23 protein-coding genes are annotated in these 26,084 nt (G+C 34.5%); 11 read left to right on the forward strand and 12 right to left on the reverse strand.

Annotated features, from left to right (window positions below; all coding sequences use genetic code 11):
• The first annotated feature begins 120 nt into the window (after positions 1 to 120).
• Entirely contained in the window at positions 121 to 1,512 is a 1,392-nt protein-coding gene (gene cysS, locus ACYIAM_RS00180; RefSeq protein ID WP_483746845.1) for a cysteine--tRNA ligase, read from the forward strand.
• Positions 1,513 to 1,612: 100 nt separating this feature from the next.
• Here cysS and trmJ read toward each other — a convergent pair whose 3' ends face one another.
• Positions 1,613 to 2,374, reverse strand: a complete 762-nt coding sequence (trmJ, locus tag ACYIAM_RS00185; RefSeq protein ID WP_174797333.1) for a tRNA (cytosine(32)/uridine(32)-2'-O)-methyltransferase TrmJ — start codon at positions 2,372 to 2,374, stop codon at positions 1,613 to 1,615.
• A gap of 235 nt (positions 2,375 to 2,609) precedes the next feature.
• On the opposite strand from trmJ, the gene raiA reads away from it, so the two are divergent.
• A complete protein-coding gene (gene raiA, locus ACYIAM_RS00190; protein WP_483746846.1) occupies positions 2,610 to 2,939 on the forward strand; it encodes a ribosome-associated translation inhibitor RaiA in 330 nt (109 codons plus the stop codon).
• A 101-nt stretch (positions 2,940 to 3,040) separates the two neighbouring features.
• Here raiA and ACYIAM_RS00195 read toward each other — a convergent pair whose 3' ends face one another.
• Positions 3,041 to 4,657, reverse strand: coding sequence for a hypothetical protein (locus tag ACYIAM_RS00195; protein ID WP_483746847.1), 1,617 nt, complete (start codon positions 4,655 to 4,657; stop codon positions 3,041 to 3,043).
• Between the two features lie 458 nt (positions 4,658 to 5,115).
• On the opposite strand from ACYIAM_RS00195, the gene pheA reads away from it, so the two are divergent.
• The 3 genes from pheA (at position 5,116) to ACYIAM_RS00210 (ending at position 8,566) form a co-directional block, all read left to right on the forward strand.
• Complete coding sequence (gene pheA, locus ACYIAM_RS00200; protein WP_483746848.1) at positions 5,116 to 6,267, forward strand: bifunctional chorismate mutase/prephenate dehydratase; 1,152 nt, start codon at positions 5,116 to 5,118, stop codon at positions 6,265 to 6,267.
• 5 nt (positions 6,268 to 6,272) lie between these two features.
• On the forward strand, positions 6,273 to 7,316 hold the full coding sequence (mutY, locus tag ACYIAM_RS00205; protein ID WP_483746953.1) for an A/G-specific adenine glycosylase: 1,044 nt from the start codon (positions 6,273 to 6,275) through the stop codon (positions 7,314 to 7,316).
• A 68-nt stretch (positions 7,317 to 7,384) separates the two neighbouring features.
• Positions 7,385 to 8,566, forward strand: a complete 1,182-nt coding sequence (locus tag ACYIAM_RS00210) for an MFS transporter (protein WP_174797336.1) — start codon at positions 7,385 to 7,387, stop codon at positions 8,564 to 8,566.
• Positions 8,567 to 8,609: 43 nt separating this feature from the next.
• Here the strand turns inward: ACYIAM_RS00210 and ACYIAM_RS00215 are convergent, their stop codons facing one another.
• Positions 8,610 to 9,794 (reverse strand): FAD-dependent monooxygenase, encoded by a 1,185-nt coding sequence (locus ACYIAM_RS00215; protein ID WP_174797337.1) that lies wholly within the window; start codon positions 9,792 to 9,794, stop codon positions 8,610 to 8,612.
• 14 nt (positions 9,795 to 9,808) lie between these two features.
• Positions 9,809 to 9,985: a Sec-independent protein translocase subunit TatA gene (locus tag ACYIAM_RS00220; RefSeq protein ID WP_065637331.1), complete on the reverse strand. Its 177-nt coding sequence runs from the start codon at positions 9,983 to 9,985 to the stop codon at positions 9,809 to 9,811.
• A 628-nt stretch (positions 9,986 to 10,613) separates the two neighbouring features.
• Between ACYIAM_RS00220 and ACYIAM_RS00225 the strand changes: the two genes are divergently transcribed.
• Positions 10,614 to 11,303 carry a LexA family transcriptional regulator gene (locus ACYIAM_RS00225; RefSeq protein ID WP_174797338.1) on the forward strand — a complete coding sequence of 230 codons (690 nt, stop codon included), beginning with the start codon at positions 10,614 to 10,616 and terminating at the stop codon, positions 11,301 to 11,303.
• Positions 11,304 to 11,556: 253 nt separating this feature from the next.
• Complete coding sequence (locus ACYIAM_RS00230) at positions 11,557 to 13,392, forward strand: ABC transporter ATP-binding protein (RefSeq protein ID WP_483746849.1); 1,836 nt, start codon at positions 11,557 to 11,559, stop codon at positions 13,390 to 13,392.
• Between the two features lie 75 nt (positions 13,393 to 13,467).
• On the opposite strand, the gene dacB is transcribed toward ACYIAM_RS00230, so the two are convergent.
• Positions 13,468 to 14,904: a serine-type D-Ala-D-Ala carboxypeptidase gene (gene dacB / locus ACYIAM_RS00235; RefSeq protein WP_483746850.1), complete on the reverse strand. Its 1,437-nt coding sequence runs from the start codon at positions 14,902 to 14,904 to the stop codon at positions 13,468 to 13,470.
• 181 nt (positions 14,905 to 15,085) lie between these two features.
• On the opposite strand from dacB, the gene ACYIAM_RS00240 reads away from it, so the two are divergent.
• Positions 15,086 to 16,111, forward strand: a complete 1,026-nt coding sequence (locus ACYIAM_RS00240; RefSeq protein ID WP_174797341.1) for a TerC/Alx family metal homeostasis membrane protein — start codon at positions 15,086 to 15,088, stop codon at positions 16,109 to 16,111.
• Between the two features lie 47 nt (positions 16,112 to 16,158).
• Here the strand turns inward: ACYIAM_RS00240 and cycA are convergent, their stop codons facing one another.
• Positions 16,159 to 17,532 (reverse strand): D-serine/D-alanine/glycine transporter, encoded by a 1,374-nt coding sequence (gene cycA / locus ACYIAM_RS00245; protein WP_483746851.1) that lies wholly within the window; start codon positions 17,530 to 17,532, stop codon positions 16,159 to 16,161.
• A 199-nt stretch (positions 17,533 to 17,731) separates the two neighbouring features.
• Here cycA and mltA point away from each other — a divergent pair, with 199 nt between their 5' ends.
• The 3 genes from mltA (at position 17,732) to asmA (ending at position 21,388) form a co-directional block, all read left to right on the forward strand.
• The gene (gene mltA / locus ACYIAM_RS00250) at positions 17,732 to 18,820 is read left to right on the forward strand and encodes a murein transglycosylase A (protein ID WP_483746852.1); all 1,089 of its coding nucleotides are present in this window, start codon (positions 17,732 to 17,734) and stop codon (positions 18,818 to 18,820) included.
• 70 nt (positions 18,821 to 18,890) lie between these two features.
• Positions 18,891 to 19,472 carry a dCTP deaminase gene (dcd, locus tag ACYIAM_RS00255; protein WP_174797344.1) on the forward strand — a complete coding sequence of 194 codons (582 nt, stop codon included), beginning with the start codon at positions 18,891 to 18,893 and terminating at the stop codon, positions 19,470 to 19,472.
• 32 nt (positions 19,473 to 19,504) lie between these two features.
• Positions 19,505 to 21,388 carry an outer membrane assembly protein AsmA gene (asmA, locus tag ACYIAM_RS00260; protein ID WP_483746853.1) on the forward strand — a complete coding sequence of 628 codons (1,884 nt, stop codon included), beginning with the start codon at positions 19,505 to 19,507 and terminating at the stop codon, positions 21,386 to 21,388.
• A gap of 50 nt (positions 21,389 to 21,438) precedes the next feature.
• Here the strand turns inward: asmA and hslU are convergent, their stop codons facing one another.
• The 6 genes from hslU to ybgC form a co-directional block, all read right to left on the reverse strand.
• On the reverse strand, positions 21,439 to 22,767 hold the full coding sequence (hslU, locus tag ACYIAM_RS00265) for an HslU--HslV peptidase ATPase subunit (RefSeq protein WP_065637340.1): 1,329 nt from the start codon (positions 22,765 to 22,767) through the stop codon (positions 21,439 to 21,441).
• A 26-nt stretch (positions 22,768 to 22,793) separates the two neighbouring features.
• A complete protein-coding gene (hslV, locus tag ACYIAM_RS00270; RefSeq protein ID WP_025316169.1) occupies positions 22,794 to 23,321 on the reverse strand; it encodes an ATP-dependent protease subunit HslV in 528 nt (175 codons plus the stop codon).
• 148 nt (positions 23,322 to 23,469) lie between these two features.
• Positions 23,470 to 24,561 carry a cell envelope integrity protein TolA gene (gene tolA, locus ACYIAM_RS00275; RefSeq protein ID WP_483746854.1) on the reverse strand — a complete coding sequence of 364 codons (1,092 nt, stop codon included), beginning with the start codon at positions 24,559 to 24,561 and terminating at the stop codon, positions 23,470 to 23,472.
• Between the two features lie 27 nt (positions 24,562 to 24,588).
• A complete protein-coding gene (gene tolR / locus ACYIAM_RS00280) occupies positions 24,589 to 25,008 on the reverse strand; it encodes a colicin uptake protein TolR (RefSeq protein ID WP_174797347.1) in 420 nt (139 codons plus the stop codon).
• A gap of 2 nt (positions 25,009 to 25,010) precedes the next feature.
• The gene (gene tolQ / locus ACYIAM_RS00285) at positions 25,011 to 25,682 is read right to left on the reverse strand and encodes a protein TolQ (RefSeq protein ID WP_174797348.1); all 672 of its coding nucleotides are present in this window, start codon (positions 25,680 to 25,682) and stop codon (positions 25,011 to 25,013) included.
• Positions 25,679 to 26,080 (reverse strand): tol-pal system-associated acyl-CoA thioesterase, encoded by a 402-nt coding sequence (gene ybgC / locus ACYIAM_RS00290; protein WP_446718895.1) that lies wholly within the window; start codon positions 26,078 to 26,080, stop codon positions 25,679 to 25,681. The genes tolQ and ybgC overlap by 4 nt, the downstream gene beginning before the upstream one ends.
• Positions 26,081 to 26,084: the final 4 nt, after the last annotated feature.

The following is a 26,084-nucleotide window of genomic DNA, read 5'->3' on the forward strand; positions in this document are numbered from 1 at the left end:
ATTTTGGTTTATGCATATTCACTCTATTTCTTTACAAAGTTTAGAATAAGTAATTTCGCCATATCCAGATTTTTGTTATATTATTTAACAAAATCCATTAATTTTAACCTGTAGATAATAATGTTAAAAATATTCAATACATTAACCCGCGAGAAAGAAACATTTCAACCTATTACCCCTAATAAAGTTGGGCTTTATGTTTGTGGAGTAACCATTTACGATCTTTGCCATATTGGTCACGGGCGTACTTTTGTTGCATTTGATGTTGTCACACGTTATTTACGTTTTTTAGGTTATGATTTAACTTATGTGCGTAATATTACTGATGTTGATGACAAAATCATCAAGCGTGCACTCGAAAATGGCGAAAGTTGTGATCAACTTACTGATCGAATGCTTCAAGAAATGTATGCAGATTTTGATGCACTTAATATAAAACGCCCGGATATAGAACCACGTGCTACTCATCACATGCCACAAATTATCCAATTAGTTGAAGAATTAATTGCCAAAAATCATGCCTATATTGCCGATAATGGCGATGTGATGTTTTCAGTAGACAGTGATCCAAATTATGGTATTTTATCGCGACAAAATTTAGAACAGCTACAAGCCGGTGCGCGTGTTGATGTAGTTGATGTTAAACGTAATCCAATGGATTTTGTGTTATGGAAAATGTCAAAACCGAATGAACCAAGTTGGGATTCGCCATGGGGTAAAGGTCGCCCAGGTTGGCACATTGAATGTTCGGCGATGAATAGTTATCAATTAGGTAATCACTTTGATATCCACGGTGGTGGTTCTGATTTAATGTTTCCACATCATGAAAATGAAATTGCCCAATCAACCTGTGCGCATGATGGTCAATATGTCAATTATTGGATGCATTCAGGCATGGTTATGATAGACCAAGAAAAAATGTCAAAATCACTTAATAATTTTTTCACAATTCGCGATGTACTAAAACATTATGATGCCGAAACAGTGCGTTACTTTTTACTATCAGGTCATTATCGTAGCCAACTCAATTATAGCGAAGAAAATTTAAAGCAAGCGAGAATAGCACTAGAGAGACTCTATACAGCCCTACGAGGCACTGATCCAACTCATCCACACATGACGCCTGACAGTAATTATTATCGCCAATTTTGTGATGCTATGGATGATGACTTTAATACGCCAGAAGCTTATTCAACTCTTTTTGATTTAGCTCGTGAAATTAATAAAGCCAAAGCTGATAATAATATGTCACTTGCTAATGAATTAGCTGCTGAATTACGTTATTTATCCGCTGTACTTGGACTATTAGAGCAAGATCCCATTAAATTTTTACAAGGTGATCAGCAAGATGATGTTGATGTTGCATTAGTTGAGGCATTAATAAAACAACGCAATGAAGCCAGAGTAAGTAAAAATTGGGCACAAGCCGACGAAGCTCGCGACAAATTAAATGCAATGAATATTGTGCTTGAAGATGGCGCGAATGGAACAACATGGCGCAAAAAAAGTTAATATTCTCAAAATCGAAATTTTGATGAATAAATAAAATAACGCACTAAGCAGTGTCAATTAAAAATAACACCCACAATTCTGTGGGTGTTTCTATTTGTGATCATCGTAACGTTTTATCAATCGAAGTTAAAATACCACGCAAAATATTCAGTTCCTGTTGTTCAATGCGTGCGCGAGTAAACAATCGTCGCAAACGTCCCATAATTTGCCCCGGATGGTTGGCATTAATAAAGCCAGTGTGTAATAAAGTTTGTTCTAAATGCTGGTAAAAACGCTCTATATCGGCATCAATAGGAAATTCAGTTTCGGACAGATTTGCATTTGTTTGCTCTGATATGTTATTTTCAAGATTTAACATTGACATACGAATTTCATAACACAAAACTTGTACCGACATGGCAAGGTTTAAAGAACTATAATCAGGATTAGCAGGAATGCCAACATGATAATGGCACTTTTGCAATTCTTCATTGGTTAAACCGACTCGCTCGCGACCAAAGACCAAAGCAACCTGAGCGCTGGCATTAGTTGCTTCTTGAATAATCTTATCACCACATGTTTTTGGGGTTAAGTGTGGCCATTGCAAACTACGAGAGCGGGCGCTAGTGCCAATCACTAAAGTACAGTCGGCAATCGCTTGTTCAAGTGACGAAAAAATTTGCGCGTTTTTAATAATATCACTCGCACCTGCCGCTAACGAAATCGATTGAGAATCGGGCTTGATGACTGGATTAACTAAACAAAGATTCGTTAATCCCATGGTTTTCATTGCTCTTGCAGCAGAGCCCATATTACCTGTATGAGATGTTTCAACCAAAACAATCTTTACATTATCTAAATAACTCACATTATCCTCATTCATTGAAAATATCTTATAACGCATAATAAACTAAATACTTATTGACACAGTATATAGTAAAATCAGTTTCAGCCCCACTGTTATGCAATAGCTAATTAATAGAATCTATTTTTAAATTAAATTCACAAAAATGTGATCAATAATAAATATCTTATTGACGAGAATAAAATAATTTGCCAATGTAGTAATAACAACATTTAAAAATGTTAGATTTATTGATAAAAAACGGAGGTCAACTATGGCTTTAAGTATTACCAGTAAACAAATGGATATTACCCCTGCAATTCGTAGCTACCTAGAAGATAAGTTTTCGAAGTTAGATAAATGGAGAGCACAGCTAATCAATCCTCATTTTATTTTATCCAAAGAACCAAATGGATTTATTGTTGATGCAACAATTGCTACTAAAGGAACGCCATTAGTTGCGTCTGCCAAACATATTGATATGTATGCCGCAATTAATGATCTTATTGATAAACTAGAAAAACAACTCAATAAACTGCAACATAAAGGCGAAGCTCGTCGGGCATTTAATAGCATAAAAGAAGCCATACCAGAAGGGGAATAATTCCCCTTTTATACAGTAAATCACAATAACAGTGATATTAAATATAAGTATGTTCGGATAAAACGATAACAATACTCATTCTCAATTTAGAAAATATAGTATTATGGGCTCACACAGACATCGCCGACTTTATCATATTGGTCTTTTTCGATTACTCTAGTGGTATATGCCGAGCAATTAACGTTACCAAACATTGAGTTAGCAAATAGTATTTCAGAATCAGATCGGCAGATGTTATTCGACTGGGTAACCCAATATCCATGATTCAAGAAAGCGTTGTTAGGGGTATCAGTAATATAGCCCCACTCATTAAGTATCCCGCCAATCCAGCGATTACTATCACGATAACTTAAACGCCTTTGGTAACTGTTAACATTTCTGCCCGGTATACCTCCGGTCCAACCATCCCCATTTGCATTAGTTAAATCATTTGCATCAGGAACTCGATAGCCATTACCTAAATTACGACAAAATTTTTGGATATCGTCATAAGTGCGACTCCGTTGAATCGGAATTATATACCAACGCTCTATTTTGAAACTGTATAACAATTCTAAATGGGTACTATCTGCATAAATATTAAATAATGAAGGGGTAAATGCCTTATTATTTGAGCTTATATCAGGTCCATTTAGTTCTATCTTTAATGCTGCTTCACCTAAAGGTGTGTCTCGCCAACCTGTTGTACTCTTGCTTAATGATAATGTCACACCCATACCATTTGTTGCACTCACCTTTGTACCATTTGCAGCTATAACCTGTTCTGGGGTTATATTTTTTAAGAGTAAAAAGAAATACAATTTGTTTGCTCCCGTAGTCGGGAAGTTCTTTGTTGTGTCACTCACATCGGCGACTTTAAACCCTTTTTGATCATTCCATAAATCTGGCGATTCATCTCCAGCAGAAAACAATAAATTGGGCTGAGCAAAAGCAACGGAAGGACATGGCTTATCCATATTAGGAACAACAATATGATATGTATAACGATCACCTATAAAGGTATTGCTCTTTGGCTGACCATACTTCGTTGATATACTAACGTTTGTTGCCGTTAGTGTCAGTTTATAAGGTGCGCTACACGCGCTTAATGTTGCTTTTTGGTGATTTTTGACTTGTGTTGTAATATCTTGACCTTTTTTGTCTTGCCATTGGATCATCAAGCTCCCCGTTGCACTTATTTCAACATCACCATCGTCATCTTTCCCGTAATTATACGGTGAATTGACCAATTTATTTAACTCAATGCTAGGATAACTTGCCACTGGCACCATTGTTTGTATATCAGCAAACGTTGTGTTACTTGGTAACTCAATAGGATTGCTTGCGCTTGAAGTATCTATAGTCGCATTAGGATAAAGCGCACTATTAACCCCAGGTGGAATATAATGCCCATTAGGTAACGTTATTCCTAATAGTCCTTCAGCACTATTTATTTTAGTTTCCCCACCATCCAAACTTAAGTACGGAGCGCTTCCATTTACCACATTTGCTGTCGCTGCCGATAATGCATTCGCATTATTAACGAATAACATAGGATAAATAACAATCAATAGAATTAAACGTAAATTGCAACATTTTGACAATGAAAAAGTACATTCAACTAACTTAGTTACTACATAGGAGCGATAATTAAAATAAGAAGCTAAACATGTAAAAAGAGAAGCATTTTTTGAAATTAATTTTTGTGGGTGATCAAGAAATGTGTTTGATTCCTTCATTTTATAATTACCTATTCCTTTTGATAATTCTTAACTTATTTTCAATTTTCTAGAATAAAATTCTATAGGTGCCTTTTTTATCATTAATTAATGATATTTTTCCATGCAAATAATAAGAACTGTGCAAATTAGCATATAGAACTTGCATTATAAATAAAAAACAGTTATTTGAAAGTAAAAAACTAGATTTTTGTTAAGATTTGTAAATATATTGTACAAACTCTACACGTTTATACCAAAGACTTGAGATAGATTTTTTGAATATATTATGATGACCTAAAAATCTTGGTAATTTAGACACTTTTTATATCATGATAATAAACAGAAAATAAAAACTTTTGTTATATCGAGTCCACAGTAGGTATATCTTTATTCTATCATAAAAATAGACTTTGATAGTGTCTTTATTTTTTTGCTTGTTATAATACAAACTATCTTTTTTTAAATATCTAATGAAAATGACAGCAAACCCTTTATTACCTTTACGAGATAAGATTAATGAGCTAGATAAAACGTTGTTAGAACTTATTGCTGAACGACGCAAACTCTCAACACAAGTAATTCATACTAAAATTGATGCGAACATTCCGGTACGCGATATGGAGCGTGAGCGTTCACTGATAAAATCCTTAATCAATCAAGGCAAAAACTATCATCTTGATGATGTATTTATTAAACGCTTATATCAATTAATTATCGAAGATTCAGTACTATTACAACAAAAAATATTACAAGAAAAGCTTAATCACGGCACTAGTGCCACTGCCAAAGTTGCCTTTTTAGGTCCCAAAGGATCTTATTCACATTCAGCTGCTCGCCGCTATGCTAGCGCTCACTTAGATGAAATGATTGAATTAGGCTGTTCAACCTTTAAAGATATTTTTGAACAAGTCGAAAATGGTGCGGTAGATTATGGCATTTTACCAATAGAAAATTCTAGCTCAGGCTCGATTAATGAGGTTTATGATTTATTGCAAAAAACCAATTTGCACATTATTGGTGAGCTTTCTTTACCTATCGATCATTGCGTTCTCGCTATACCAAATTCACAACTTGAGCAAATTAATACTATTTATAGTCATCCACAACCATTCCAGCAATGCAGTAACTTCCTAGAAAACTACCCTCATTGGAAGATTGTATATTGCGACAGTACCTCATCAGCAATGGAAACTGTTGTTAAATTAAATCAACCTAATGTTGCAGCAATCGGTAATAAAGATGGCGGTGAATTATATGGACTGCAAGTCCTTGAACATAACTTTGCTAATCAAAAAGAAAACATTACGCGTTTTATTGTGTTGGCACGCCAGCCGTTTGAGGTTTCGGATCAAATTCCAGCTAAAACCACAATTTTAATGAAGACTGGCCAACAAGCAGGTGCTTTAGTTGATGCCCTATTAGTATTACGTAATCATAATATCGTCATGACTAAACTTGAGTCGCGTCCAATTCATGGTACACCATGGGAAGAAATGTTTTATATTGATTTGCAAGGCAACATCCATTCTTATGAAATGCAAACAGCACTCAAAGAACTAGCATCAATGACGCTATATACTAAGGTGCTCGGATGCTATCCAAGTGATTCAATTGTTGCGGTAATGTAATGACTATGGCAATGCAACATTTTTCACAAGCGGTACTTAACTGGTATGAACAGTATGGTAGAAAATCACTACCTTGGCAAATCGAAAAAAGCCCTTATCATGTTTGGTTATCAGAAGTCATGTTGCAACAAACTCAAGTTGCAACTGTTATCCCTTACTTTAACCGTTTTATTGAACAATTCCCCAAGGTAACTGACCTAGCAAAAGCTTCAATAGATGATGTATTGCATCTTTGGACAGGTCTTGGCTATTATGCAAGGGCACGTAACTTACATAAAGCAGCCCAAATGATTGCTGAAAAGTTTAATGGTGAATTCCCAACACAATTTGACGATGTCATTGCACTACCCGGCATAGGGCGTTCAACTGCTGGGGCAATTTTATCACTTTCACAAAATCAGCATTATCCCATTTTAGATGGCAATGTAAAACGTGTTTTAACCCGATATTTTGCAGTTGAAGGCTGGCCTGGTATTAAAACTGTTGAAAATAATCTCTGGCAATTGAGTGAGCAAGTTACACCAAAAAATGATGTTGCAAAATTTAATCAAGCCATGATGGATATTGGAGCAACGGTTTGTACTCGCTCTAAACCTAAATGCACTTTATGTCCTTTACATAATCATTGTCTTGCCTATAAAACTGAAAGTTGGCAACAATACCCAACCAAAAAACCTAAAAATACTATTCCTGAAAAAATAGCTTATTTTTTAATGCTTGAATATAACCAAACTATTTGGCTCGAAAAAAGACCTGCGTCTGGCATTTGGGGAGGCCTATATTGTTTACCTCAGTTTTCAAGTAAACAAGCGTTAACTGACTGGTTAAAAAAATACGGAATTGAAACAACCAAACCAAAGCAACTCATTGCCTTTCGCCACACATTTAGCCATTTTCACTTAGATATTATTCCTATCCATTGTGTTATCACTAAATATAAAAAATGTTGGGATGAATCTTGTGGCTATTGGTATAACCTTAAAGCTGACAATGCCAAAATAGGACTAGCAACGCCTATTTATAACTTATTAAAACAAACGGCTTACTAACGCTTCTTTATCAGTATCTAGGTTATTTTTCGTATATAATTATCGATTATTTTTAACGATATTCTGTTATGCAAAGCAAACCACATCAAAGTTTATCTAGCTACTTAGTCTTTTTAATGGCATTTGCTATTGGTATTACTATTGCCAGCAATTATTATGCGCAGCCGCTATTACATTCGATTACACATGATCTGCATATAAAAGTAGAAAATGCAGGATCAATCATTATGGCTGCGCAATTTAGTTATGCTGTTGGCTTACTTTTTATCGCACCACTTGGCGATAAATTGGAGCGTAAAAGGCTGATTATTATTTTAATGATATTATCCACTTGTGGACTTATGGTAAGCGCATTATCTCAAAATATAGGCATGCTTATAATAGGCACAGCTATGACAGGGCTATTTTCAACGGTGGCTCAAGTTTTAATTCCTTTTGCCGCTACGCTATCAAAACCAGAGCATCGTGGTAAAATTGTGGGCATGTTAATGAGCGGTATGCTACTAGGTATTTTATTAGGTAGAACCTTTGCTGGCATCATTTCAACAATTGCTGATTGGCATGACGTGTATTGGATTGCAACAGGTATGATGACCATTGTGACGCTATTACTCTGGATTTCTCTACCTAGTTACCGTAGTGATATTAACATTAATTATTTTAAGCTGTTATGGTCGATTGCTTTATTATATAAACAAGAACCAACGCTTAGAATTCGTTCACTATTAGCCATTATATCATTTGCACTATTTTCACTATTATGGACACCGCTTGCCTTTTTGTTAACTAATGCACCATACCACTATTCTGATTTTATTATTGGCTTATTTGGACTTGCTGGTGCGGCTGGGGCAATGGGATCACCAATAGTAGGAAAATTGTCAGACAAAGGCAAAGGTTTTATTGCAACCACTATTGGGTTATGCTTATTACTGTTATCTTGGTTGCCACTCTCGTTAGCCCAATATTCAATTTATGCCTTAATTATTGGCGTGATTTTATTAGATTTTGCCGTACAAGTTACCCACGTCTCAAGTATGAATGCCATTTATCAAATTAGACCCGAAGCACGCAGCCGAATGAATACAGGTTATATGGTATGTTATTTTATTGGCGGAATGCTAGGATCTGTGGGTTCGACCTATTTATTTAGTCATTACGGATGGATAGCGATAATCATTGCAAGCACGTCTTTGGCAATATTAGGTATCATTTGCTGGCTTTTTTATACTAAAACGCATTCCTATTAGAAACTTTTTGACAAAAATCACAGTAATAAAATGTCAACCTAGATCAAATATGCATAGCATATTTGATCAATTGTTTTTTTAATAATGAGCTATGATTAATAGCATTCATACCAATGGTTCTTAATGTCTTTTTCAGCACATTATCACCATTAAACATATCTTGAATAGTTCGCATGGCTGTTAACATAACTAACGTATCTTTACGACGGTTAAACTCAAATGACTTCAAATTATTTACAAGTCCAATATCTTTTTGTGTATCAATTAATTGTTTAATGGTCGAAACTAATAAAGCGGAGTCTTGAAACCCTAAATTGACACCTTGTCCTGCTAAAGGATGAATCGTGTGCGCAGCATCACCAATAAGTACTAGGCGATGTTTAACAAATTGTTTTGCAAAACGCGCTTTTAATGGAAATACCATGCGCGGGTTAATTAATTTGCATTTGCCTACCTTATCGCCTGTTAACGCTGATAATTGATTTGAAAATTCAGATTCACAAAGCGAAGTCAAAATTGCTGCATTATCAGGTTTAGTCGACCAAACTAAGCAACTTTTATATTCATCCCAAAGAGGAAGAAAAGCGATAATCCCATTGGGATAAAATACTTGTCTAGCACAAGATTGATGTGGATACTCAGTTTCAACAGTTGTAATAACAGCATGATGAATATAATCGCGCTCAAAAACAGAAATATTTTCGCATCTACGCACCCAAGAATGAGCACCATCTGCACCTACCATTAATTTAGATTGTAAAACAGTTTTATCAGCAAGCGTCAAAAAGGCAAAGTCATCATTAAATGTACAATCAATGGCTTCACAACTAAAAATATTGATATTGGAGCAATTTAAAGCATATTGGTAAAGATAATGAGAAATGACATTATTTTCGATTATATATCCAAGGTTAGGATAATCATAATCTTTGGCATGAGCAGACAAATGAGCTTGACCATATTTTTCCCATACACCTATTTCGCTAAACTCTTGTACACGTTGACTTGCGCACAAATCATCCCATATACCGATTTGCGAAAAATACCGTTGACTTGCGCCATTAATAGCTGAAGCTCTAATACCAACATCTTCATATGACAAGGATGCATGCTGATGAATTTTAGTATCTATAATTGCAATGTTTAGAGCATATTGACTAAGTGCGCACGCCGTTGCTAAACCCACTAACCCACCACCAACAATTGCTACATCAAAATGAGTATTCATACCTATAAGTACAACTATTTATTATCTAACTTATCATCATTTTTCGATTCAACTTCGTCATCATTCATCGCCTTTTTAAAGCCTTTTAATGCTGAACCCAGATCCGAGCCTAAATTACGTAATTTTTTAGTCCCAAATAATAAAATAACTACGGCCAAAAACACTAAAAGGTGTGGAATGCTAAAAGACATAATCAAATCCTCTCAATAAATATAACGCTCTATATTAGGGTGGGCTTTAAAATAGATTTTATAAAGTGCTCATTATACTCTTTTTATGACGTGATTTCATGAATAGTTAAAGAATAAAAAAAGACCTGTATAAAATTATACAGGCCAACATGAAATATAAGGAATATAAGGAAAGAAAACAATGAAAAATCCTTACCCTGCTTATTATCCATTTTTTTTCGCTTTAGTCAACGTTTTTATTTGTTTTCTAGCTTATTTAACAATTTCATAAAAAATAAACAAATTAAATAAAAACATAATGATAACTAAAATTTAACCACTAAAAATCACCTGACAAACATCAATTTTAATAAAAAAAACACTTACAAAACATTAAAATAAGTAAATTTCGCAGAAAAATATAAGAAATCAAGCAGAAAAAACAAAAGATAATCGTTTTTTTTAACAACACGATAAATCTTATATTAAAAAAAGAAAAAAAACATAAAATCGAATATATAAAATTAAAAAAGCACAATTAACATAGAATAAAAACCACTGAATTGATTTTATATATTATTTTCATATACAAAATCACAAAAAAATGCACTATAATTAATGAATTTATGCGAGAAATAATGGATCAAAGATGAATTCAATTAAAAATAATAATGTTAAAACTTTCAAAGATAGATTACACAGCTCAATGCAAGGTTTATCTGTTTCTGCATTCGCGAAAAAATGCGATATGTCAGAAACTGTAATTAGAGATTATCTATCTGGTAAAACGTACCCATCACTTACCCGTTTAGAAGTCATTGCTGAAAAATGTAATGTTTCTTTTAATTGGCTGGCCACTGGGCATAGGCTAGAATTTGTAGATTCTAAAAATGAAGAAGATGTTTACAACGAAAACATTTATCGAATCCCTGTTTATAAAAAACAATTACCAACCAAAGAAGAAGCGCAAAAAGAACGTTTTGTTAGAGAAACACCGCCATTAATGAACTATCCTATTATTGAGGGTTGGGCTAAGCATCGCGGTTTAGATGCTAAAAAATTAATTATATACTGGGCAAAAGGTGATTTAATGTCTCCAGAAATAGAAAACAATAATGGGCTAATTCTAAATACTGAAATAACTGATATTGTTGATGGTGCAATATACCTAATTGAATATGAAGATATTACCTTTTTAAGGAAAGTACGTTTAACACTCGATGGGTGGTTGTTAATTTGTAATAATAGTCAGAATCCAACTATTGAAGTTTCTAAGATAGATTTTCATAAATACCATATTGTTGGGCGTGTGGTGCTTATTATTAAAGACATTTTTTAATACAACTAATCGCTATATATTAACTTTCAAGATATAATCCAAAACCGAGGAAATATAAAACATTTTATTTCCTCACTAACTTCTTTGATATTGATAAATTTAGCAATAACAAGTATATAGCTAAGTAATGCTTATTTAAATTTCATATAAAATTTGCGTGTAAAAATAATTTATAGCTATTTGCACTCACCCCATTTTTCTATATCATTGACAATATAATCAAAGAAAACCTTATTATTAATTAGGTCTAAATATGTATCAATTCTTCGAAAAATTGGTGTCATCTTATCCGAAAGATGAACCTCAACCTATGGCTAAAAACTTTTTTAGTTTCATATGGCAATCAACTAAAGGAACTCGTTTATTTCTACTGTTATTAATTATTTTTAGTGCATTAGGTGGAGCTTTTGAAGCCTTTTTATATGCAGCTCTTGGTAAAGTCATTGATTGGCTTGCAGTTGTTGAACCTAGCAAATTTTGGCAACAAGAAAAAACAACATTAGTCTTATTAGCCTTAATCATCTTAGCAAGTACCATTATCATTGGACTACAAACGATTATTAAACACCAGTGCTTAGCTGGGAATTTTCCAATGCGAATGCGTTGGAACCTACATCGACTAATACTTAATCAAAGTATGCGCTTTTTTCAAGATGAATTTGCGGGAAGGATATCTGCAAAAGTCATGCAAACGGCACTAGCAGTTCGTGATACTTGCTTTTTAGTAGCGGATATTTTCATCTATGTCCTAATTTCGTTTATTACTATGGCAACAATCATTGGGAAATTAGATATTTGGTTATTAATACCATTTATGAGCTGGTGTCTACTTTATGGTATTGCCATGTATTATTTTATTCCCCGATTAAGTAAAGTTGCAAGTATGCAGGCTGATGCTCGTTCTACAATGACAGGACGAGTAACCGATGCCTATACTAACATTATGACAGTAAAACTATTTTCTCATGCAGGCAATGAGGCAAAATATGCCCAAGAATCAATGGATGAATTTTTAGTTACTGTTAATAAACAAATGCGCCTAGTGAGTAGTTTTGAAATTGTTAATCACTTATTGTCTATTTCGTTAGTACTAAGTACCACAGGCGTTGCACTTTGGTTATGGACAGATCAATTAATTGGCGTTGGCGCAATTGCAACAACAACGGCTGTTGCACTTCGTTTAAATGGTTTTTCACATTGGATCATGTGGGAAATAGCAGCTCTATTTGAAAATATTGGGGTTGTTAAAGACGGTATTAATACTTTTTCAGCAACTAAAACGGTTGTTGATCAACCCAATGCAACATCGCTTGATGTTACTCAAGGTAAAATCGAATTTAAACATATTCATTTTACATATGACAAGAAGCAGCATCATTCAGTCATTGAAAATTTAGATTTAACAATTAAATCAGGTGAAAAAATTGGATTAGTTGGTCGTTCAGGGGCAGGTAAATCAACACTTATCAATTTATTGCTTCGCTTTTACGATTTACAAAGTGGCAAGATTGTTATTGACGGTCAAGATATTACCACTGTAAGTCAAGAAAGCCTGCGCGCGCAAATTGGTATGGTGACACAAGATACTTCATTATTGCATCGAACAGTACGAGAAAACTTGCTCTATGGTAACAATCACGCAACCGAAGAACAAATGATTGAAGCAGCTCAAAAGGCACATGCTGATAACTTTATTCAAACGCTTGTTGATGCAAGAGGTCGAACTGGTTATGACGCATTTGTCGGTGAGCGAGGCATAAAATTATCCGGTGGACAAAGGCAGCGTATTGCAATTGCTCGCGTTATTCTTAAAAATGCCCCTATATTATTATTAGATGAAGCAACAAGTGCGTTGGATTCTGAAATAGAGCAAGCCATTCAAGAAAGCCTATACTCTTTAATGGAGGGAAAAACCGTTATAGCCATTGCTCACCGGTTATCAACTATTGCAGCAATGGATAGGTTGGTTGTACTTGATCAAGGTAAAATCATTGAACAAGGAACACACCAAGAATTACTCAAGAAAAATGGATTATATGCACAGCTTTGGAAACATCAAAGTGGTGGATTTTTAGGAAATAATCTTTAATTTAATACATTTTACTGACAATAAATCAGGACACATATTTCATTTTCATATCAAACCTATGTGTCCTTTTAGTCCTTAATTAATGAAATTTTTATAAAACTCTGATTCAAATCGCATAATTGCACTATTTTTTGGCTCATTTTGCCTATCGGCGTGGTAACCCGATATTAACTGTACAAAAGCCACATATCTACCATCAGACTTTTGGATAAATCCAGCTAAATTATAACATCCTTGAATATAACCTGTTTTGGCTCGTATTGTCTCTTTAAAAGGTGCTTGGTTAAAACTCTTACGATTTTGCAATGTACCATCAACCCCGGCAATTGGTAACATTTCAATAATCCTTAATTGCGTATTATGGGCAGCAATGTATTGCAAAATTTCCATTAATTTGTCAGCACTCACCAAGTTTAATCGAGATAAACCAGAACCATCAGCAATAACTAAGTTTTCAAGGTTAATACCTGCTTTTTTGCGTAAAATTTGCTTAACAGCATCACCACCATTACGCCATGTACCTTGAACATTATAATAATGAGCACCTAAAGTTCTAAAAATAGCATCTGCATATAAATTATTCGATTTTTTAAGCATCACGGTTAACAGTTCAGAAAGTGGTGCTGACTGATTAGAAGCTAACAAAGACAACTGTTCACTAGTCCTCTGATTGCGTTCAAAGAGTGATCCGGTATAAGTGATTTTTTGTTGCTTAAGTTCATTTTTAAAAATAGTAGAAAAATATTCAACACCATCAATTACCGCAAATTTTAGCGGCGTTTTATCAGAACTTGAGGCAATACACCCTGATAGATAATAACGATTTTTATCTAAATAGCTTACATCTAATTCACAATACTTATCATTGAGATCTTTACTGTTTTTTGCGATCGTTTTCACATCACCTGTCACAACAACAGGAATATTCGATGACTTAGAAATAGAGGCTTTCGCTCCTACTTTACCTGGGGTCAATGTTGCATAGAAACAATTATCATCAATAATCACTGCAGATGGTGGAGCATTGTAACAAGCTGTTAGATTATTCCATGACCACCCCTGAGCTTTGTCATGACTTGTAAATATTGAAGTATCGAGAATTACATTTCCTGCAATTTTTTCAATACCTTTTTGACGTAGCTCTGCAATCATATTTTTTAATTGTGCGCGAGTAAAAGTAGGATCGCCACTAAACTGAATAATCAGATCACCATTTAACTGACTATTACTAACCGTGCCATTAGTTTGCATGCGCGTTATAAATCGGAAATCACTCCCTAATTCAAGCTCAGCTGCCAAAGCGGTTATTACTTTTTGAGTACTTGCAGGTTGTTTAAACTGATCACTTTTATATTTTGCTAATGTCTTAGGATTACTTCCTACAGACTGAATCAAAATGGATAAATCACTTCCTTTAGGTAAAGAAGATACGTAAGGTTCCACTGATTGTGCATGTAATAACCCTGAAAAAAGAGGAAGAAAAAAGAAAATAATTACCCTAAATTTTATCATGAATGTTGGCTCAAAAAGTTATTAAATTAAAACAGTTAAACGAGACCTGCAAATATAACTTTTTTTGATTTAGCTAGCAATATATACTCAATCACTTTTATAATTATGATCTATTTAATAATTCAGCATAACAAGAAACAAAATTCACTCCATATAGCATTTAATACTAGGTAATATAATTATGATTCAAGACTCATTAGGTTTTCCAATAGAAACTATATTGGTATTTATTGGGCTAGCCCTAGCCGCAATTATTATTGATTTATATGCTCACCATAACGATAAACCAATTAGTTTAAGCAATGCCATTGTTTGGTCTCTATTTTGGATAATGGTTGCCCTGGGGTTTGCGCTATACTTGTACCTTCATCATGGCAGTGCTATAGCCAGCTTATTTATTACAGGTTATGTCCTTGAAAAAGCATTATCGGTCGATAATTTGTTTGTGATTATGGCTATTTTTTCGTGGTTTGCAGTACCTAATAATTATCGTCATCGCTTACTTTATTGGGGAGTTATTGGTGCTATTATATTTCGCGCCATTTTTGTCGTAATTGGTACAGGTTTGTTATATTTGGGGCCGTGGATGGAATTTGTATTTTCAATCTTGGTGGCTTGCACAGGAATAATGATGTTGAAAAATCAAGACAATGACCAAGATATCAAAGATTACTCAAATCACTTTGCGTTTCGCATAGCCAAACGTATTTTTCCATCTTATCCCAAAGTTGTCGGCCATCACTTTTTATTATCTCAAAAACAACTTGATACAGAACTTACTAAACCTGAAAACAAAAATTTAGTCGATAAAATACCTAAAAGCAGGTTTTATGCTACACCGCTATTTTTATGTATTATTGTAATTGAACTCAGTGACGTTATGTTTGCCTTTGATTCTGTTCCTGCAGTGATTGCTGTCAGCCAAGAGCCACTAATCGTCTATAGTGCCATGATCTTTGCTATTTTAGGCCTTAGAACGATGTACTTTATTTTACAAGCCATGAAACAGTATTTAGTTCACCTTAGTAAGGCTGTTATCTGCTTACTCTTTTTTATTGCCGGAAAATTAGCTTTAAATGCAAGCAACCATTTATTGGGATATGGTGTTGATATCGATCCAACCACAAGTCTCTATATCGTTTTAGGTATACTTGCTTTGGGTATTATTGCCAGTATTATCTGGCCAGAAAAAAATAAATCTCAATAACTGCAATAATGATATTGGCAGGGTTCCCTGCCATTTTGAGTTTAGATTCATTGGCGTTTTAAAGAGCGAATAAAATAGCTCACACCTAAAATAGCAAACCAAATAGGTGTGGCTACTAATGCTTGGCGGGTATCAGCCTCAAAAGTAAGTAACACAATCATGAAAGCAAAAAAAGCTAAACAGACACCGCACATCAAAATCCCGCCAGGCATTTTAAATTGAGATTGTTCATGCAAGTTTAATTTTTTACGACGATAAGCAATATAAGAAATAAGAATCATTGACCAAATAAACATAAATAAAATAGCCGAAATTGTGGTTACTATGGTAAAGGCCTCCATAACATCAGGCACTAAATAAATCAAAACCACACCACCAAATAAACAAGCACACGAAAATACTAAACCATTCGCTGGCACTGAACGACTTGATAATTTACCAAAAGGTTCTGGCGCATCTTGTTTTTTAGCAAGTCCAAATAGCATTCTGCTTGTTGAGTAAATACCGCTATTAGCTGAAGATGCTGCTGATGTCAGTACTACAAAATTAATAATACTTGCGGCAGCTGGTAAACCAACTAAAGTAAATAATTCAACAAACGGACTTTTATTTGGAGAAATTAACGTCCACGGTGTGACACTCATAATAATAATTAAAGCAAAAACATAGAAAAAAATAATACGTGCTGGCACAGAGTTAATAGCACGAGGTAAATTTTTGCTCGGATCAACTGTTTCTGCAGCGGTTGTACCAACTAATTCAATTCCCACAAAAGCAAAAATGGCAATTTGAAATCCAGCAAAAAAACCCATAGTACCATGAGGGAAAAAACCACCGTATTGCCATAGATTTGAAAATGTAGCTGTGGTATCAGTTTGTTCGGAATGGAAAGCCGTTACAATAAGCATGAGTCCAATACCAATCAGAGCTAAAATTGCAACAATCTTAATCATTGAAAACCAAAACTCTGTCTCACCAAACATTTTTACAGTTAACAGGTTTAAGGTTAATAGTAAAACAACCGTTAATAACATTGGTATCCAAGATTGTAATTCTGGGAACCAATGTTGAGCATAACCAGCAATTGCGATAACATCGGCAACACCTGTAACCACCCAACAAAACCAATAAGTCCAACCAGTAAAAAAACCCGCCCAAGGGCCTAAAAGGTCGTTGGCAAAATCACTAAAAGACTTGTACTTCAAATTAGAAAGCAGAATTTCCCCCATCGCGCGCATAACAAAAAAAAGGATAAAACCAATAATCATATACACAAAAATAATAGAAGGTCCAGCAAGGCTAATTGTTTTTCCTGAGCCCATAAATAAGCCTGTGCCAATTGCGCCACTGATTGCAATTAATTGAATATGACGGTTAGAAAGGTTTCGCTTTAGATCATGCTTTGAGGATGTAATGCTCATCGCTTTTATTACCTTTAGTTTTCAAAATGTTCTAATATCTCTTTTATTATAGGACTATAAAGTCTCCAACGTTAAATCGCAAGCTGAATCTTTATGAAAAATTTTTATGGTTACTTCATAATTATTGGTAGTTTCTTATAATAGAATTGTGTAGCATAACTAGTTATATTACTTAACATATTATATATGATTTACCAAAATGAAAGAAAACAGCCATTATTATCGTTTTTATTTTTTATGTGTTTTACTTGTCTTATCTCTTCTAATTGGTAGCCAATACAATTCAAATAAACCAATCAATCAAGGTCAACAATATAAAGATGGAAAACTATCTTTACCACTTAACATAAATCACCCTCAATTAAGTATTCCAGTGAATATATCAGACTACATTATTCAAATTGAAAAAATTAAATCATCATCCCCATCTTTATATCGTAAAAATGAACAAGTTTATAAGGCTATAGATGAATGGATAAACCACTCTTTAAGGACTGATGAATTTTACAAAGTTGGACTTAACAGTTATGAAATGGCTGGACAAGATGAATACGGTAATGTGCATTTGACAGGCTACTACACCCCGATAATCAAAGCAAGGCATCAACCAACCGCAGAATTTAAATATCCTATTTACAAAATGCCTGATAACAGTGGCGAACAATTACCAAATCGCGAACAAATTTATGATGGTGCATTAGCTGGAAAGGATCTTGAAATTGCTTATAGTAACTCTTTAATGGATAACTTCATTATGGAAGTACAAGGTAGTGCTTATGTTGATTTTGAAGATGGCTCGCCTTTAGTTTTCTTCTGCTATGGGGGTAAAAATAATCATGGTTATTCAAGTATAGGAAGATTATTAGTAGAACAAGGTGAAATTGCAAAAGAAAACATGTCTATACAATCAATTAAAGCTTGGGCTGAAAATAAACATGAAAAGCAACTTAAAGATTTATTAATTCAAAACCATTCATTCGTTTTTTTCAAACCACAATATCATGCTGAGGTTACAGGCGCAGCAGAAGTACCTTTGATTGCAAATGCATCAGTTGCTTCAGATAAATCTATTATTCCTATAGGGTCTGTAGTATTAGTCGATGTACCACTTCTTGATGAAGATGGACAATATCGAGGTAGACGAGAAACTCGACTGATGGTAGCACTCGATGTTGGCGGTGCGATAAAAGGACAACATTTTGACCTTTATTTGGGCATTGGTGATAAACCAGGTAAATTAGCAGGATATTATAACCACTATGGACGTGCATGGGTGCTAAAGCCTTAAACGACTAACATCGACGCCATTAAAAGAACCTGTTAGAATAAAGCAATACAAGCTGAATTGAGGATAACTCATGAGATTATGCGACAGAGATATCGAAGCGTATTTGCAAAATGGTAAATTAAAAATAACACCACAACCTGCTAAAAGCAGTATTAATGGTGCGACAGTTGATGTTAGATTAGGTAACCAATTTAGAACTTTCCGAGAACATACCACACCTTATATAGATTTAAGTGGACCTAAAGAAGAAGTATCAGCTGTGTTAGAACGAGTAATGAGTGAAGAAATGATATTACCTGAGGGGGATGCCTTTTACCTACACCCTGGTGAATTAGCATTAGCTGTAACATTAGAATCAGTCACTATTCCTGACGATTTGGTTGGTTGGTTAGATGGACGTTCATCGCTTGCCAGACTAGGACTTATGGTTCACGTTACAGCTCATCGTATCGATCCGGGTTGGCAAGGACAAATTGTTTTAGAATTTTATAATTCAGGAAAAATTCCATTAGCACTTAGGCCTGGCATGACAATCGGAGCCCTCAGTTTTGAAACACTTACAGGATCTGCTGCAAGGCCATATAATAGAAGGCAAGATGCAAAATATAAAGACCAACATGGCGCTGTCGCCAGTCGTATTGATAAAGACTAAGCGGTTTATAACTATAACAAAGGAACGTTAATATGATCAAAAAAATATTGGTTATTCTTTTTGCCTTAATTTTACTTATCACAATTAGTATTTTTTCGCTTATTGTTTTTGTCGATCCTAACAACTTTCGTGGGTTTATCTCTGATACAGTGAAAGATAAAACAAGTTATGAGTTATCTATTGATGGCAATTTGCGCTGGCATATATGGCCACAAGTAAGTATTCTAACCGATTCAGTAAAACTATATGATACTGGCGCTCAAAAGCCGATTTTGATAGCAGATAATATGAGACTAGATGTTGAATTATTACCTCTTTTCTCAAAAAAATTATCAGTTAAAAATGTATTTATCAAATCAGCAATCATCAACATTACAGATGAAAGTAAAGGCAATATTGCAAAAAATGATACTAATAGACTATCTATTAATGCGAATACTCATGAGACATCCGATTCAAAAAATCAAAAAAATTCATCTAGTTGGAAATTTAGCTTAAATAAATTTGAAGTTGCTGATAGTACTGTGGTGCTTCAACATAAAAATGATCTCATTAACTTCAGAAATATCAATCTAGTAGTAGAACAAAATAAAGATAAAAACATTTCAATCGATCTAAGTGGTAATATAGATAAAAATCAACAAGATGTATCATACATAGCCCATGCTTATGTCGATTTAAATCAATTCCCTGAACAAGCAATAATTAATTTAAAAAAATTTGATTTCACTTATAAAGGCGTCGCTAATTCTACCAAAGAACTAAAAGGTAATATAAATGGCGTATTTAACTATCAGCAGTCGCCTACCTTGCTGAAAAGCCAAAATTTATCTTTTTCAATTAATGACAATTATTTTACTGGTACTATCAATGCTGAGTTAGCAAATAAACCGTACATAGATGTGCAGATAAATTCAGATAAAATCGATCTCTCCTCATTTTTGAAAATAGATGAAAAATCGAATAAAAAGACAACGACTCAACAAACTTCACCTGTGGTGTCAAATATTACTAAAACCAATAATGAATTAAGCTTTCTAAATACTTTTAATGCTAAAGCTAAGTTAAATATTAAACAGTTCAATGCTAACAAAATAACATTAAATAATATTAACATTGATATGACTAATAATGACGGTATTGCAATATTTAAAAACATCAGTTTAGATTTTGCTAAGGGTCATATAGTTGCAACAGGTGTTGCAAATGGCAAACAAAAAAATACACTCGTAAAGCTTAATACCAAGATAACTGATGTTGATTTAAATACATTTTTTAACCAACTGGATACGGCACATGATCTAGAAGGCTTATTTAACGCTACAGGGGATTTAGAGAGTAACAGCTTATCAGGTTCCAAACTTTTAGCTAACTTGCAAGGAAATGTCGCTATTGTTGTAAATAATGCAAGACTCAATAATCTGAATATTCAAAGTATTATCCAAAATGCAGCAGCACATTATTCAAAAGATGTCATGACACCTGAAAATCAAAAAAAATATACCGAATTTCATACAATTTCGGCCAATGCTGAATTGAAACAGGGAAATTTGGAGTTTTCGACATTAAACGCTAATTCTGAAACACTTGATGTCATTGACGGTTCAGGAAGAGTCGGAATATTAAAACAGGACTTGGATATAAATTTGAACTTAAAAATGCTAGGTGGTTGGAATGCTAAAAATGAAACTATTGCAAAACTACAAAAGTTAACAATACCGCTGCGCATTTATGGTCAATTTACTAAACTTCGTTACCAAATTGATATTGGTAAATTAGTTACCGATGTGTTAAGTGATAAATTACAAGAACGTTTAGAAAAACTTCGCGATAAATTAGAGAATCATAATTCTAAAGATCATTCGAAATCTAAATCAAGAGCTACCGATATCTTAGGAGAATTACTAAGAAAATAAGAATAAAAAAGGTGAGTAAAACTCACCTTTTTATGCCTAACATAAGCTAATTATAAAATAAACTTACTTAAATCCTCATCTGCAACAAGTTTATCTAAATGATCACCAACATATTTAGCATCAATTGTAACAGTCTGTCCATCAAGTTCACTCGCCTCAAATGAGACTTCTTCCATCAAGCGTTCCAATACAGTATGTAGCCTACGAGCACCAATATTTTCATTTTGTTCATTCACTTGCCATGCTGATTCTGCTATTTTACGAATACCATCTGGAGTAAAATCGATATTGACACCTTCCGTTGCCATTAGCGCCTTATATTGAACAGTAAGCGAAGCATTTGGTTCTGTTAAAATACGCTCAAAATCTTCACTAGTTAGTGCTTGTAATTCAACTCGAATAGGTAATCGACCTTGCAATTCAGGGATTAAATCAGATGGATTTGCTGTTTGGAAAGCGCCTGAAGCAATAAACAATATATGATCTGTTTTAACAGAGCCATGTTTAGTCGACACAGTACAACCTTCAACTAATGGTAACAGATCTCGTTGCACTCCCTCACGTGAAACATCTGGACCTGATGAGTTACCACGTTTACAGACTTTATCTATCTCATCAATAAAAACAATTCCGTTTTGTTCAACTGCCTCAATAGCTTCATGTTTAAGCTCATCAGGATTAACTAATTTAGCAGCTTCTTCTTCAATTAGCTGTTTAAATGCATCTTTGATCTTCATTTTACGTGGTTTAGTTTTTTGTCCACCTAAATTTTGAAACATTGACTGCAACTGATTCGTCATCTCTTCCATACCTGGAGGCGCCATAATTTCAACACCAATATTGACACCTGCGACTTCAATTTCAATCTCTTTATCATCAAGTGCACCTTCACGTAGTTTTTTGCGAAAAGCTTGCCTTGCAGCTGAATCAGTATTATTTTCAACTTGTCCCCAACCATCTTTAGCCGGCGGTACAAGTACATCTAAAATACGATCCTCTGCTAATTCTTCCGCTCTATTACGGTTACGTTCAATCGCTTCTTGACGGATCATTTTTACCGCAGAATCAGTTAAATCACGAATAATGGAATCAACTTCTTTACCTACATAACCAACTTCAGTAAATTTAGTCGCTTCGACTTTAATAAACGGAGCATGTGCTAATTTTGCTAAACGTCTTGCAATTTCCGTTTTACCAACACCTGTTGGGCCAATCATAAGTATATTTTTGGGTGTAACCTCATGACGCAATGTTTCATCAAGTTGCATACGACGCCAGCGATTACGCAGTGCTATAGCCACAGAACGTTTTGCTTTATCTTGTCCTATGATGTGTTGGTTTAGTTCGCTTACAATTTCGCGAGGAGTCATTTCAGACATAATAATATTCTCTTTAATTCGGTTGATTAGTAATTGAGTTCTTCAATAGTTTGGAAGTTATTGGTATATACACAAATATCGCCCGCTATTGACAATGATTTTTGTACGATATCGTGTGCAGAAAGTGAGGTATTATCTAGTAAAGCTCGAGCCGCTGCTTGCGCATAAGGACCGCCAGACCCAATAGCAATTAAATCATCTTCTGGTTGGATAACATCACCAGTACCTGTAATAATCAATGATGCACTTTCATCAGCAACAGCAAGTAATGCTTCTAGTTTGCGTAACATTCTATCGGTTCGCCAATCTTTAGCGAGTTCAACAGCAGCCTTAGTTAAATGTCCTTGGTGCATCTCTAATTTCCGCTCAAACAGCTCAAATAGTGTAAAAGCATCAGCAGTACCACCAGCAAAACCTGCAATCACTTTGTTATTATATAAACGACGAACTTTACGGGCATTACCCTTCATAATAATACGTTCGCCTAACGTGACTTGACCATCACCACCAATAACGACTTGCCCCTCACGACGGACACTGACAATTGTTGTCATGTTCTGCTCCTTCTTTTACTTAAAAACTTGATTCGAAATGAATAGAGGATATATTGGGATGATTAATGTAATTTCAATATTCACATTTGAAGATATAGATAATTTATTGTAAAAAAGTTTCAGAAAACATCGTGTTTGCGTATAAAAATTATTTCGGTTGAAAGTCAATTGTCATCGTTTTGACTTGATTATAAAAACCACTTGCAGGTTTGGGAATTACAGCTTGTTTAGTCGCAGCAAGCGCTTCTCGACATAATGCGTCATCACCACCTTTTGCACTAACATCAAGTAATAAGCCATCAGGTGCTATTTGAATATCTAACACACAATTTCGACCACTATATAATTTGTTAGGATTAATAAACTTATTACTGATGGCATTTTGAACTAAAGATTTATATTTATTAAGTTCTCCATCTGAAACACCTTTACGAGCAGCGGCACCACCTGATGGAGTTGGTGCGCCTGATGTCAATCCACCTAGCAGATTATCAAGTTCTTTATCTTTTTTAGCTTGTGCGGCTTTTTTTGCTTTTTCGGCAGCAGCTTTGTCAGCGGCTTGCTTTTTTGCTTGTTCTTCTTTTTGCTTATTTAATTCTTCTTGTTTACGTTCATTTTCAATTCGTTGCTTTTCAATAAGTTCTTGTTCAGCTTTTTGTTTCGCCAATTCTTGTTGTTTACGCAAAGTTTCTTCTCGTTGTTTATCCAACAATTCTCGCTCTGCTTTTAATTTAGCTTCTTGCTCTGCTTTTTGTTTTGCTAATTCAGCCTGCTGTTGCTCTAAACGCTGTTTTTCAGCCTGTCTTTTTTGCTCTTCTAACTGTTCTTTTGCTTTGCGAGCTTCTTCTTCTTTCTGCCTTGCTACCTGCGCAGCTTGTGCAGCCTCTGCTTCTTGCTTTTGTTGCTGTTCAACTTTTAAGCGCTCCTTTTCTAGCTCTTTAAGTCGCTGTTGTTGGGCAAGCTGCTGCTCTTGTAGCTTCCGAGCCTGCTCATCTATTTGTTGCTGCCTTTGTTGTTCTGCTTGTTTTTGGCTCACCTGTGTCTTTAATTGTCTTTGATATTGTTCGGTCATGACGGAAGGATCAACCATAATAGCATCAATAGCATTTCCATTAACGCTACCATAGTTAGCATCGTTATCATACATAGCTCGGTAACCCAAAATAATAATTAAAATCACGTGTAATATAATGGATACGATAATAGCTATACTTAATTTTGAATTTGACTTATAAGACATTGCAGACTTCTTGCTATATTATTTTATTTAAATTGGTTGAGTCATTAAACCCACAGACTTAACACCTGCAGATTGTAATAAATTCAACGCTTTTATAATTTCTTCATAGGGAACATCTTTAGCACCACCAACTAAAAAAACAGCTTTTTCGTTAAGTGACATCTGTTGCTTAACTTCTGCAACAATTTGTTCTTGTGGTAAATTAGATTGACGGTTCTGATCAATAATCAGTGAATATATACCAATACCAGACACTTCAATAATGATTGGTTTATTTTCTGAAGGGGAGACCGTTTTAGATTCTGACGCTTGTGGCAGATCAACCTCGACACTTTGGCTAATAATTGGCGCTGTTGCCATAAAAATAAGCACTAAAACTAATAACACATCAAGCAAAGGTACTATATTGATTTCAGATTTAGTTGTATAACGTGAACGTCTACTCATAATTATTTCCTGACAGCAACTGCTTGACGTTGTAAAATTGCTGAAAATTCATCAATAAAGTTAAGGTAGCTTTGTTCAATTCGGTTCACACTTAATGACAAGCGGTTATAGGCAAGAACCGCAGGAATAGCGGCAAATAAACCAATTGCAGTGGCAATTAATGCCTCAGCAATCCCAGGTGCAACCATTTGTAATGTTGCTTGTTTAGCAGAGCCTAAAGAAATAAATGCATTCATAATACCCCAGACAGTACCAAACAAACCAATATATGGACTAATAGAACCCACTGTACCTAAAAAAGGGATATGCAATTCTAAAATATCAAGCTCACGATTCATTGCTAAACGCATAGAACGTGATGATCCATCTAAGGCTGATTCTGCCATATTTGGGTTAATTTGATAAAGTCGTGAAAACTCTTTAAAACCTGAATAGAAAATATGTTCTGTACCACTAATATCTTCTTTATTAAATTTTGCTTTATCAAATAAAACATTTAAATCATCTGCAACCCAAAAACTATTATCAAATTGCTCAATCTGTTTTTTAGCTTTACCTAAAATCTTAGTTCGTTGAAATATAATAGCCCACGACATAACAGAAAAAGTAAGTAACAACAACATAACGCATTTTACTAATAAACCTGCTTGCAAAAACAGATCAATAATATTCATATAAACTCCAAAACTAATAACTTAGGAAGCCCACATGGCTTCATCTTAGTGATATTCACACAAGCAATAAGAACATCCGCTGTGCTGATAACTTGGTTATTTTGATTAAAAATAGTCTGCTTAAAAATAATAGACGCCTTGCGAACTTGCTCAGCACTAGTCTTAATAGTCAGCATATCATCTAAACGAGCCGGGAAATGGTAGCTAATATCCATCTTTTTTACCACAAAAGCAATACCCTCTTGTAATAACTTTTGCTGGCTAATATCAAGTTGCCTTAGCATTTCGGTCCTAGCTCGTTCAAAAAAAGCAAGATACCTAGCATGGTAAACGACGCCACCCGCATCTGTATCTTCATAGTAAACTCTTGCATTCCATATAAATTGTTTCATGTCCAAATCG

It is taken from the genome of Gilliamella sp. X-60 (assembly GCF_057063585.1).